The following is a 13,033-nucleotide window of genomic DNA, read 5'->3' as shown; positions in this document are numbered from 1 at the left end:
GCTAACTTTAAATAGACTCAACAGCAGAGGTGAATAAAGTGAATAAGAGCTTATTTACATCTCCAAGTACTACGGGCTTGCTTGCCAATCGTTATCAACTTCAGCAATTAATTGGTAGTGGTGGTATGGGTGAAGTTTTTTTAGCCAATGATATTTTGCTAGGAGGCATACCGGTTGCTGTCAAGTTTTTGACTAAAACTGTTGTTAATAGCAAGATGCAACAAGACTTTGCTCGTGAAGCTTTAATGAGTGCAGCTTTGAGTCAAAAAAGTATACATATAGTCCGGGCTTATGATTATGGTGTGAATGAGAAAGGAAAACCATATTATGTCATGGAATATCTATCTGGCAAGAGCTTAAAGGATTTAATTCCGCTGCCTCTACATATATTTTTGACTCTCTCTCGCCAGATTTGTTTGGGCTTACAATGCGCTCATCAAGGTATTAACATTGATGGCAAAATTTGTCCGTTAGTTCATCGAGATATCAAGCCTGCCAATATATTAGTTATTCCCGATCCGATATTGGGTCAGTTAGTTAAAATTCTCGATTTTGGGATTGCTAGATTTTTAAATTATGCATCAACAGCCAGTACAAATAGGGGATTTAATGGCACTTTACCCTACTGTTCTCCAGAACAATTAGATGGAGAAAAATTAGATAGCCGCTCTGATATTTATAGCCTTGGTGTGATGATGTTTGAGATGCTCACAGCTAAAAAACCTTGGCAACCTGAAACTGATTATTTTGGCGCTTGGTATAAGGCACATCAATTTGAACAGCCAAAAACGATCGCAGAGGTTAAACCCACTCTGAAAATACCTCAAAAGCTGAATAATTTAATCATGGCTTGTCTAGCTAAAAAAGCAAGCGATCGCCCCCAAAATATCGCTCAAATTTTGCAAGTATTAAACAGTCTAGAATCATTAAATTGTCCCAGCATACCTACAAATCTAGCCTCTAGTTCCATCTTGAGCCGTCCTTTAAATCCTGTATTACCAATTGCAATAGAACAAAGCTGTCGGCAACTTTTATGGCCTCACAATAAACCAATTCAAGAAATTGTTTTTCCTCAGCTTCTAGACACCGCACAAGGATCGATGACAGCACTATGGTTGATGTTGTCTCAACAAGAAATCAAAAATTATGCGGCTTCTACCCGTTACAGCCGATTTATCTTCATCATATCCCCTCACCCAATGCTGTTGTGGGTGACAGTACTCTACAATCGGCAATTGGCTCCTAAGTGGCTACCATGCTACTTAGATATGCAAAATCCCCAAAATCTTAAGATGGTAAGTCTCCTGACTGAAAATGAACACTATCCTTTGATTTTCTTTACTCTGGAAGAACCGCATTCCTGCACCCAGGTTCTCAGCAGTCGCATTGAGCCAACTCAACGGCAAATGTTGAAAACCTGGGTGCAACAGAGTCAGACTCTACCACCCACTTCTCAAGCCCAGTTGAGCAGACAGCTATTAAAGCAGCAGTATAAACAAATACAATCTCGGATATTGCAGCATTTGGAATCAGAGCCACAGGTTGCATTATCAAGGTTTTAACGAAAAATTCGCACCTTGGAGAGACAGGACAAAAATAATTTCTAATTCCCAACTCCAAAAGGCTTGACAAGTAGAAAAAAAATAGTGATAATAGCAAAGTTGCCAAACAAGGGACTGTAGTTCAATTGGTTAGAGCACCGCCCTGTCACGGCGGAAGTTGCGGGTTCGAGCCCCGTCAGTCCCGTTCTAAATTTATGAGTAGTTAATCACTGAACTTCGGTGATTTTGGATTTTGAATTCCCCAAAGGCATTGCCTCAGAATTCAGGATTTGATTATAAGCTACATTTATCATGCTTTGCGAAAGAGAGAATTAACTGTGACTGTTAGAGTCCGTATTGCGCCGAGTCCAACCGGAAATTTACATATTGGTACAGCTAGAACGGCTGTATTTAACTGGTTATTTGCCCGCCACCACGGTGGGAAATTTATCTTGCGGATAGAAGATACAGATTTAGAGCGATCGCGTCCCGAATACACCGACAATATTCTTGAAGGATTGCGCTGGCTAGGGCTGAACTGGGATGAAGGGCCATTTTTTCAATCCCAACGCCTGGATCTTTATAAAGAAGCAGTACAAAAACTTCTAGAGCAAGGATTAGCCTATCGCTGCTACACCACTTCCGAAGAACTAGAGGCACTCCGAGAAGCCCAAAAAGCCAGAGGTGAAGCCCCTCGATATGATAACCGTCACCGCAACCTCACCCCAGAACAACGCGCCGCCTTTGAAACCGAAGGTCGTTCTTCTGTGATTCGCTTCAAAATCGAAGATGGGCGGGAAATTGTCTGGAATGACCTAGTAAGGGGAAAGATGTCTTGGCGAGGTAGCGATTTAGGTGGTGATATGGTCATCGCTCGCGCCTCAGAAGAAGCTAGCGGTCAACCTTTATACAACTTTGTGGTTGTCGTGGATGACATCGATATGCAAATCACCCACGTCATTCGGGGAGAAGACCACATCGCCAACACCGCAAAGCAAATTTTACTGTATGAAGCCTTGGGTGCAAAAATCCCAGAGTTCTCCCACACGCCGCTAATTTTGAACATGGAAGGGCGCAAGCTTTCTAAGCGAGATGGTGTCACTTCCATTTCTGACTTTCAGAAAATGGGATTTACTGCTGAAGGCTTGGTAAATTACATGACATTGCTGGGTTGGTCGCCACCAGATTCGACACAGGAAATATTTACCTTAGAAACAGCAGCGAAAGAATTTGGCTTTGAGCGTGTAAATAAAGCAGGTGCAAAGTTTGACTGGGATAAGCTGGATTGGTTGAACAGTCAGTATATACACAACACGCCAGTAGATAAACTTACAGATTTACTCATACCCTATTGGCAAGCAGCTGGGTATAAATTTGATGGTGGAAGAGAACGCCCCTGGTTAGAACAGCTAGTAACTTTAATTAGTCAGAGTTTGACTCGCCTGGTAGATGCAGTAGCTCAAAGCCAACTGTTTTTTAGCGATACAGTTGAATTTAGCGAGGAAGGTAGTACGCAACTGAAGCAAGAAGGCTCGGCGGCTGTTCTTGAAGCGATTGTCACAGCTTTAGAAAATCAGCCGCAATTGTCAGAAGCCGCAGCCCAGGAGATTATTAAACAAGTGGTGAAAGAACAAAAAGTCAAAAAAGGCTTAGTAATGCGATCGCTCCGAGCAGCCTTAACTGGAGATGTTCATGGCCCTGACTTAATCCAATCTTGGTTACTACTAAATCAGATTGGTTTAGATAAGCCGCGCTTAAGTCGGGCAATCACAGAAGTGAATTAGCAATTACTTTTGAATTTTAGAAATATTTTAGATTTTAGGGGCGCACATTTATTTGTGGGCCCCTATCCATAAGGCAATACGCTTTTCCTCGTTCCCAGTCTCCGACTGGGAATGCATTCATTGAGTCTCTGACTCAATGTCTGACTGGAGGCAGCAGCCCCTAATCAGGCATTCCCATGCAGAGCTTGTGTTCGAGAGCAATGAGAAAACAATAGAAAATCAAGCTTTTTTCGACTTGTGTGTACACCGTAGATCCATAAGTAGAGCAACGATGAGAACAAGAAATCATTGACTAATTACTAATGAATTATTCTCAATCTCACATCTAAAATAGTTAGTCAATTCTCCTCATGTTGGGAACTTGGTGTGTAAAATTCATGTCTTCAAAAACACTTAGAAGCGAACGTAATTACAATGCCGACAAAAGCGCTCAATAGAGGGATGAGATTATCGTTCATGATAGTTACGCTCTTCATCACCTCGGCAGTTAATGCTGTGACTGATGCTCAAGAAGCGCCAAAAATATTTGGAGATGTCACCATTGGCCCTCAGTTTTCCCCAGACCCTTTGACAGTTCGCGGGATGAGTGGTGGTTCAATATCTGGGAGTCAAATAGGTGGGAGAAGCGAAACAGCCACCGGTCCTTGTACCGGATTTGTTGATGAAACAGCAGACCACACATTAGTGCTAACAAGTAAATTTGACTACCTCAAGCTGCAAGTTCAAAGTCCTGAAGATACCACCATAATTATCAAGGGTCCCGGTGGTACTTGGTGCAATGACGATTTTGATGGCAAAAATGCCGGCATTGTTGGTGAATGGCTACCTGGAACTTACCAAATTTGGGTTGGTTCCTACGAAAAAGGCAAGTATCTTCCTTACACTCTCAAAATTACAGAAGTTAAGTAGGGGATTGGGTACTGGGTACTGGGTACTGGGGATTGGGAAAAAACTTGTTGAATTATTCTCCCTCATCTCCCACAATCTCCAATCCCTAATCCCCAATCTCCAATCCCTAATCCCTAATCCCCAATCCCCAATCCCTAGTCCCCAGTCCCCAGTCCCCAGTCCCCCAGAATCATGATTGAGGAAGACTTGAACCGACACGAGGAAGATTCTGGAGAAATTATCCGTGTCTTTGCATCCCGTTGCGCTTCCTTTGATCGTGCGATTTTGTATTAAAATTAAGTTAACTTTGATTAAGATTTTTATATGTACTGTCATAATGCTCTAGTTGCTTTATGACAGTGCATATAAGAGATCAAATTAAACAAAATGGATTTATAAACATCCGTTTAACAGCTTAAAGTGACAGAGGATGAACATTCTGTTGCTAGAGCTAATGATTTGTATAGGCATCTAGAGGCAAATTAAGATGAAATTCTCTTGGAAAGTCGTAGCACTCTGGACATTACCGGCTCTGGTAATTGGCTTTTTCTTCTGGCAAGGGGCCTTTGCAGGCGCTCCTGCTGACATGAATAGGAATACAGCCAATACCCGTATGACCTATGGTCGCTTTCTAGAATACTTGGATGGCGATCGCGTCACCAGCGTGGATCTTTACGAAGGCGGTAGGACAGCAATTATAGAAGCCCGCGATCCAGATATCGAAAATCGTGTCCAAAGGTGGCGTGTGGATTTGCCTATTAACGCTCCTGAGTTAATTAGCAAGCTCAAAGAAAAAGCCATTAGTTTCGATGCTCACCCCATGCGGAATGACGGCGCAATTTGGGGATTGTTGGGTAATCTTGTCTTTCCAATTCTATTGATTACCGGGCTGTTTTTTTTGTTCCGGCGTTCTAGCAACCTCCCCGGCGGGCCAGGTCAAGCGATGAACTTCGGCAAATCCAAAGCGCGTTTCCAAATGGAAGCGAAAACTGGGGTCAAATTTGACGACGTAGCCGGCATCGAAGAAGCTAAGGAAGAACTGCAAGAAGTCGTCACCTTCCTAAAGCAGCCAGAAAGATTTACTGCTGTAGGCGCACGCATTCCCAAGGGAGTGCTGTTAGTTGGGCCTCCTGGAACTGGTAAAACTTTACTAGCAAAAGCGATCGCAGGCGAAGCGGGTGTACCTTTCTTCAGTATTTCTGGTTCAGAATTTGTGGAAATGTTCGTTGGTGTGGGTGCATCCCGCGTCCGCGACTTGTTCAAGAAAGCTAAAGATAACGCCCCTTGTATCATCTTTATCGATGAAATCGATGCTGTGGGCAGACAACGGGGTGCTGGTATCGGTGGCGGTAACGACGAGAGAGAACAAACCCTCAACCAATTACTCACCGAAATGGATGGGTTTGAAGGTAACACAGGCATCATTATTATTGCTGCTACCAACCGTCCCGACGTACTAGACTCAGCCTTGTTGCGTCCCGGTCGCTTTGACCGCCAAGTAACAGTCGATGCACCTGATATCAAAGGGCGTTTGGAAATCTTGCAAGTCCATGCGCGGAATAAGAAACTAGACCCTAGTGTATCTTTAGATGCGATCGCTCGCCGCACTCCTGGATTTACTGGTGCTGACTTAGCCAACTTACTCAACGAAGCAGCAATTCTCACTGCGAGAAGACGCAAGGAAGCCATCACCCTCCGCGAAATTGATGATGCAGTAGATCGGGTAGTCGCTGGGATGGAAGGCACTCCTTTGGTGGATAGCAAGAGCAAGCGCTTAATTGCCTACCACGAAATTGGACACGCCTTAGTTGGGACTTTGTTAAAAGACCATGACCCAGTACAGAAAGTTACCCTGATTCCACGAGGACAAGCACAGGGTTTAACTTGGTTTACGCCCAACGAAGAACAGGGGTTAATTTCCCGTTCTCAGTTGAAGGCGAGAATTACTGGTGCTTTGGGTGGTCGCGCCGCCGAAGAGGTAATTTTTGGCGCTGCGGAAGTCACAACTGGCGCTGGTGGAGACTTGCAGCAGTTATCGGGAATGGCGCGGCAAATGGTGACTCGTTTCGGGATGTCCGATTTAGGGCCACTGTCGTTAGAAAGCCAGCAGGGAGAAGTATTCTTGGGTCGTGACTGGACAACCCGATCTGAGTATTCCGAATCCATCGCTTCCCGCATTGATGCTCAAGTCAGAGAAATTGTTGAGCAGTGCTACGACAATGCTAAGAAGATCATCCGTGACCATCGCACTGTCACCGATCGCTTAGTCGATCTGCTCATCGAAAAAGAAACCATTGACGGCGAAGAATTCCGCCAGATTGTGGCTGAGTACGCTGAAGTACCTGATAAGCAACAGTACGTACCGCAACTATAATAGTTGACTCAATCCTAGCTCAATACGCTTGGGTTAAGGATAATCGTAGGTTGGGTGGAACGAAGTGAAACCCAACAAACCCGCGAAAATGTTGGTTTCGTTCCTCCACCCAACCTACGCATCTGAGGGGTTTTTGGCGCTAACTGAACCGTATTGAATTCTAGCTACCATCTGGAAATGAGTAAAGTAACAAAAAATAAAATGGGGATGGCGTATACCATCCCCATTTTTTTGGCTGAAATTTGGGGTTTTTTAGCTAAAACTTAAAGTTGGCTTTCACTGACCCCAAATCCTATCTCTATCTATGATGTTCAGCATCGTAAAGGGCACGCTTAGTAGCTTTGAGTGCAGCATCGATATGCCAAAGGGAACGATGTTGCAAGCCACGTGCCGCCGGATCATCTTCCTCACGCCCCACATCAGAATGCACTTTCTTCAATATTTCCTCTGCCTTGTGTAACCGTCCAGGATGATCATTGGGAACATCGAGTTTTGGATGATTATGAATATCTTTTCCATCATCAATAGATGCTTTCTTAATGTCGTTAATAGTGTCATCTATCTGCCCAATTGCAACATCTTCTTGTCTACTAACGGCAGCATCACCTGGGCGATGTTCCAGCAGCCACCGTGCAGTGCGTAAATCACTGAGTGCGTGCAGGTAAGAAGGATGTCTTCCTGGCAAGTCGGCATACGCACTTCCCGAAGTAATCGAGAGACTGTTACCTAGAACTACTGCTACTAGTCCTGTCAACACACTAATCGAACGAATTTTCTGCTTGATCATATTTATAGAGATAAATTCAACGAAGTCTACATTATTTAGACTTGCTGATTTCACAAAAGGTTTAATTATATTTACGTCAATCTTGTGTAGTTAATATGTCAATCTTCTAACTCGCACCCTCTGTCTTATTTTGTATATTTATGTAACAAATTTGACCCATAGTTGCTAAAAAGTTTTAAGGTGATCTAAAAATTTCTGAACCCATAAACTCTATAACAAACCTTGTTTTTTCAACTTAGCAAGCGCATCTTCAGCAGCAGCTTTTTCTGCATCTTTTTTATTGCGTCCCTTACCTTCTCCGTAAATTTTTTCATCTACCAATACTTTTGCTATGAATTCTGGCGCATGAGAAGGGCCTCCTATTTGTTCTGTAAAATATTTGGGTGGATTTGGAGTAATATTGCGTTGCACCCATTCTTGAAAGCGATTTTTTGAGTCTACATTAGAACGAGATACAACTATATGCTTAGGATCTACAGAATCAAATAGTGGTTCTATAATTGCGCGAACTGTTTCAATATTGGAATTATTATCCAAATAGTAAGCACCAAGAACGGCTTCAAACGTACTACTGAGCAAATTAGGATTTTGGTAGCCTCCATCGCGAATTGCACCTTTTCCTAACCGCATTCTAAAGTCTAAACCCACTTCCTCAGCGAACTTTGCTAATTGTTTCTCATCTACCAACGCCGAACGCCGCCGGGTTAATTCATCTTCTCCCATTTCTGCATGACGACCATAGAGATATTCGCCGCTTAAGAAATTCAGCAAAGCATCACCAAGAAACTCTAAACGTTCATTGTGTTCACCTTCTCCGGGGTTTTCATGAACATAAGAACGGTGGGTAAGCGCGCGGCGTAGAAGTCTTTCATTATGGAATATTAGAAGTTTGTGCATTTTTATCTTGTGTTTTGTTGCGAAAATTGACTATTGGGAAACTGTACAAGTGTGATTGTCTTTAGACATGAAAAAACCGCAAATTGCGGTGTCTTAGGAAAACCCAGTTTTTTATTCAACTGGGTTTTTCAAAGCTATTTTAGGCAGCCAGTATATCTAACTCAGTTAAAAATAACTGCTGATTTTGCTTTTTGACTTTGCCATCCTTTACAGCAACATCAATAAACTGGCTAAAACTCTTAAATTTCTTTCCATCATCTGTAGAAATAGATAAGTATCCTTTATAGTTAGCACAACGTTGACGCATCAATTTATCAATGTGACCAAATACGGTAGGCTTACCTTGCTTTGAAGCAGTTTTGATAGCTTCAATTAGATACTCTATAGCCTCTTTGCAATTAATCTGAGACATAAGAGACGTGTTTTGAGGTTGAGTCTTATTGCTATTGCCAACTAGCTGAGGTAATTCATCTACAAAGTAGAAGTTCTCATTACCCACTAGTTTAATCAACTTTGGACTGGCACTACCTCGCTGACCAAAGATTATCACTTTTTTACCTAAAGCCTTTAAAATGCAAATTAATCCAGCATAGTCCCAGTCTCCTAATACCAGGATAATTATATTAACAGAAGCATTAAACGCAACCCAATTAATACAGTCATTTATCAATCTATAATCTGCACTATTCTCTGAACTATCAGGAACATTAACACCCCTCATACCAAGAATTTCTAGCTCATTTTTGATAGAAACTTGGTCTATGTAGTGTAAATTATAGTAGACATTTTTGCAGCCTATACGCCCCTTGGATTGAGCAAATTCTAGCAAAAGATGACCCTTTCCTTTAATTGAAGAGACGTTCTGAATATCGGCAAAAATACCGATAGAATTTTTCTGCTGGCATGTTTGTTTTTTGGAAGACTTATCAGCGTGTGTCATTGTAATGTATCCAGAATTCTTTGGTGAACTGGACAGCTTCAACAAATCACACATCTAGCAGTAGCAGAGCTTTATACGAGGAATTTGTACTCAAAAAGTACTACCATGCGATAAAGCTCTCTACCGTCGCTTTCGTTTGGTTCAAGTCTCAGCCGTAGAACTCCTGGCTTCCTACCAAGTTTCGCGTCATCCTTTCCCCTGAACATTCATCCAAACATCTTGTCTTCCAATTGAAAGTCTAGCCAATCAGTTGACCTGACATTGGACTGAGTACTCAGCCGAAGGGATGACACGAAGCTCGGCAGGAAACTAGGAATTCTGCTGCTGAGACAACACCAAAAATCTACGCTTTAGAGTGCGGTTCTTTTGCTGTCTTAAGTACATACTTTCATATCTGATGCCGTATTGTCAATATAGTTATATCATGTTCGACTTAATGCTTATGTCATTGCGAGCGGAGCGCAGCAATCCGAAACCTTTGGGATTGCTTCATTCCACTTCGTTGCATTCGCAATGACATATCGTAAGTGATTTACAGAACATGATATTACTTATGAAGATTTCGTAAAAGCGTAGAGGCTTGTCGTAAAACATCGCCTGTTATTCATCAATTGTAAAAATCATCTATATTTTGTCACAACTACCATTTTTTTAGTTAATAAATAATTTACGGTTTACTTTGCGCGATCGCACCATACAAAATACCTAAAATTTTCTTAATATCCTTAATATAATATTCACTCAAATCAATCGAAACCACATTACCTTCAAGCTTAAGAAATTGCCAGAGCGTACCGATAGTAACAGCACCATATATAGCTTTGATTTGATTTCCACCTCTCTCGTTAAATAACTGAGCAGCTACCATTTCAGCAATACATTGCGCTAATCCAGACCTCAAATTCTCATTTTTACTTTCTACTAACATAATTACCGGACTACGCACAAGCAACTGCTCCGAAGAAAGACTCAAAATAAAATCACAAAAGCCGTTTAATCCTCGCTGGCTGTCAACAGTAAAATCAACTCCAGAAAAAAAGCTTATTTCATAATTAAATTTGCGTCTAATTTCTAATAAAATTGGACTTATTATCATTTCACTACGAGCTTTTTCTGAACTTATCGCTATTGCTAAGTCAACATTTTCTCTAAGAAGAGTAGATAATAAATCGCTACATTCTTGCTCCTGCACATTTGCGAATAGTCCAGATGACTCGTGGATAACTAACCCAAAAGAATCAATAACTTCAATAAGTTTAAAATCACTATAAGCCATGAATCAATTCAAAATTCAAAATTCAAAATTCAAAATTAAAGACAGCCACCCACAAGGCGTGGGGTTTCTACCTACCTTGGGAAACAATGATTCTTTCTCTACGAGACGCTACCGCGAACGCGCCACTTGCGGGCGTTAGCCTGGGCAATACTCATAAATCTTCCTCCCAAGGGAAATGTGATGACGTAACGCCCACCGGAGGCGATCGCACTTATATTCTAAATGTGTCAGAAATTGGTATGCTAAAGGCCGAGACTCGCTATGAAAGCAAACAATGCCTGCGCCTACTATTAATCCCACCATCACTGCCTTTCCCTTGACAGCCGTAGTTGGTCAAGAAGCAATTAAATTAGCCTTACTGTTAGCCGCAGTTGATCCTGGTTTGGGAGGAGTAGCGATCGCAGGTCGTCGCGGTACGGCAAAATCTGTAATGGCTCGTGCTATCCACGCTCTACTACCGCCGATAGAAGTTGTCAAAGGTTCAATCAGCAATTGCGACCCCAATCACCCAGAAGAATGGGACGATCAACTGTTGGCGGAGTACGCAGATAAAGATATTCAAGATGTGCCTGTCGAAATTATCCCCGCCCCTTTTTTGCAAATTCCTCTAGGTATCACAGAAGACCGGCTATTAGGTTCAGTGGATGTTGAAAAGTCCGTAAAACAAGGTGACACAATTTTTCAGCCCGGATTACTCGCTACAGCAAACCGTGGTGTACTGTACGTAGATGAAATTAATCTATTAGATGACCAAATATCAAATCAGCTTTTAACAGTATTATCTGACGGACGCAACCAGATTGAACGGGAAGGGATTAGTTTTCAGCATCCGTGTAAATCCCTGTTTATTGCCACCTACAATCCAGAAGAAGGCGGATTACGAGAGCATTTGCTAGATAGAATTGCGATCGCACTCTCTGCTGACGGTGTACTCGGTTTAGATCAAAGAGTAGAAGCAGTTGAAGTGGCGATCGCTTATTCTAAATCTCCCCAAGATTTCCTCAAGCAGTACAACGAAGATTTAGACTCCCTCAAAACTCAAATCATCTTGGCGCGGGAATGGTTGAAAGAAGTAATCATCACCCATGAACAAATCACCTACTTAGTAGATGAGGCGATTCGGGGCGGAGTTCAGGGACATCGCGCCGAGTTATTCGCCACGCGGGTTGCCAAAGCAGCGGCGGCTTTAGAGGGACGAACAACAGTTAATGCCGAAGATTTGCGCCGTGCGGTGGAATTGGTAATTGTACCACGCGCCACAGTTGTGCAGACACCACCACCAGATCAAGCACCGCCACCGCCTCCACCCCCACCACAACAGAATCAAGAAGAACCCCAGGACGAATCAGAAGAAGAAGAGGAAGAACAAGAAGAACAGGAAGAAAATCAAGAGCAAGAACCCCCCAGCATCCCGGAAGAATTCATTTTTGATCCAGAAGGGGTAATTCTTGATGATAACGTGCTTTACTTTACTCAAATGGCGAAGCGGCAAGGTAAATCTGGTAGTCGCAGTGTCATCTTTTCTGATGACAGGGGACGCTACATTAAGCCAATGTTGCCCAAGGGGAAAGCGCGACGCATTGCGGTAGATGCCACCTTGAGAGCTGCGGCTCCATATCAAAAAGCACGAAGAGAAAGACACCCAGATAGAAAAGTTATTGTCGAACAGGCTGATATTCGCTCGAAACGCCTGGTACGCAAAGCCGGGGCGTTGGTAGTATTTGTGGTAGATGCTTCTGGCTCAATGGCCTTGAATCGAATGCAATCGGCTAAAGGTGCGGTGATGCAACTGTTGACTGAAGCTTATCAAAACCGCGATCAAATAGCATTAATTCCCTTTCGGGGAGAACAGGCAGAGGTATTATTGCCTCCAACACGTTCTATTGCTTTGGCGCGTAACCGCTTAGAAAGGTTGCCCTGTGGTGGTGGTTCGCCCTTAGCGCATGGTTTAACTCAAGCTGTGCGCGTCGGCTTAAATGCTCAGATGAGTGGAGATATTGGGCAAGTTGTCCTTGTCGCAATCACCGATGGGCGGGGTAATATTCCCTTAGCGCGTTCTTTGGGCGAACAGCTAGAACCAGGAGAAAAGCCAGATATCAAAGGAGAACTATTAGAAATTGCTGCCAGAATCCGTGCTTTGGGGATGCAGCTATTAGTAATTGATACAGAAAGTAAATTTGTGTCTACTGGCTTTGCCAAAGAACTATCGCAAACAGCAGGCGGTAAATATTATCATTTGCCAAAAGCCACAGATCAAGCTATTGCTGCTATGACCAAAGGTGCGATCGCTGATTTAAAATCTCGTTAACTCATCCCCCGGCTTGAAGTCGAGGGGAAATCGAAGTCATTAGTCATTAGTCATTAGCACCAATGACTAATGACTAAATCTTTTCGGTTAAGGCAAGAGACGTGATGAATCGGCATCAAGACAAAAGACTGATTATTGTAGAGACGCCGATTTATCGCGTCTTTGAGATTTATAATTCAATACGGTTCAGTTAAGCATTTTTTCTCTTCTCTCTGTTTCCTCTGCGCCTCTGCGGTAG

9 protein-coding genes and 1 tRNA gene are annotated in these 13,033 nt (G+C 42.8%); 6 read left to right on the top strand and 4 right to left on the bottom strand.

The features are described 5' to 3' along the window. Window positions 1–38: 38 nt before the first annotated feature. From V7K76_RS30615 to ftsH2, 5 genes are all read left to right on the top strand, one after another. Complete coding sequence (locus V7K76_RS30615; protein WP_334777952.1) at window positions 39–1,562, top strand: serine/threonine protein kinase; 1,524 nt, start codon at window positions 39–41, stop codon at window positions 1,560–1,562. Between the two features lie 110 nt (window positions 1,563–1,672). Further along, window positions 1,673–1,746, top strand: a tRNA-Asp gene (locus V7K76_RS30610). 133 nt (window positions 1,747–1,879) lie between these two features. Then, window positions 1,880–3,325 carry a glutamate--tRNA ligase gene (gltX, locus tag V7K76_RS30605; protein WP_334777951.1) on the top strand — a complete coding sequence of 482 codons (1,446 nt, stop codon included), beginning with the start codon at window positions 1,880–1,882 and terminating at the stop codon, window positions 3,323–3,325. Window positions 3,326–3,739: 414 nt separating this feature from the next. Then, window positions 3,740–4,234: a hypothetical protein gene (locus V7K76_RS30600; protein ID WP_335030355.1), complete on the top strand. Its 495-nt coding sequence runs from the start codon at window positions 3,740–3,742 to the stop codon at window positions 4,232–4,234. A 466-nt stretch (window positions 4,235–4,700) separates the two neighbouring features. Continuing rightward, a complete protein-coding gene (gene ftsH2, locus V7K76_RS30595; protein ID WP_334953753.1) occupies window positions 4,701–6,587 on the top strand; it encodes an ATP-dependent zinc metalloprotease FtsH2 in 1,887 nt (628 codons plus the stop codon). 298 nt (window positions 6,588–6,885) lie between these two features. Here ftsH2 and V7K76_RS30590 read toward each other — a convergent pair whose 3' ends face one another. The 4 genes from V7K76_RS30590 to V7K76_RS30575 form a co-directional block, all read right to left on the bottom strand. Further along, on the bottom strand, window positions 6,886–7,374 hold the full coding sequence (locus V7K76_RS30590) for a hypothetical protein (RefSeq protein WP_334777948.1): 489 nt from the start codon (window positions 7,372–7,374) through the stop codon (window positions 6,886–6,888). A gap of 210 nt (window positions 7,375–7,584) precedes the next feature. After that, on the bottom strand, window positions 7,585–8,271 hold the full coding sequence (gene rnc / locus V7K76_RS30585) for a ribonuclease III (RefSeq protein ID WP_334777947.1): 687 nt from the start codon (window positions 8,269–8,271) through the stop codon (window positions 7,585–7,587). A gap of 139 nt (window positions 8,272–8,410) precedes the next feature. Then, window positions 8,411–9,211, bottom strand: coding sequence for an NYN domain-containing protein (locus V7K76_RS30580; protein WP_334777946.1), 801 nt, complete (start codon window positions 9,209–9,211; stop codon window positions 8,411–8,413). A 667-nt stretch (window positions 9,212–9,878) separates the two neighbouring features. Next, entirely contained in the window at window positions 9,879–10,487 is a 609-nt protein-coding gene (locus V7K76_RS30575) for a hypothetical protein (protein ID WP_334777945.1), read from the bottom strand. Between the two features lie 274 nt (window positions 10,488–10,761). Here V7K76_RS30575 and bchD point away from each other — a divergent pair, with 274 nt between their 5' ends. Continuing rightward, the gene (gene bchD, locus V7K76_RS30570; protein WP_334777944.1) at window positions 10,762–12,795 is read left to right on the top strand and encodes a magnesium chelatase ATPase subunit D; all 2,034 of its coding nucleotides are present in this window, start codon (window positions 10,762–10,764) and stop codon (window positions 12,793–12,795) included. Window positions 12,796–13,033 lie beyond the last annotated feature (238 nt).

Source organism: Nostoc sp., assembly GCF_036917975.1.
GTDB lineage: Bacteria > Cyanobacteriota > Cyanobacteriia > Cyanobacteriales > Nostocaceae > Nostoc.
This window is presented reverse-complemented; position numbering and strand designations above follow the sequence as displayed.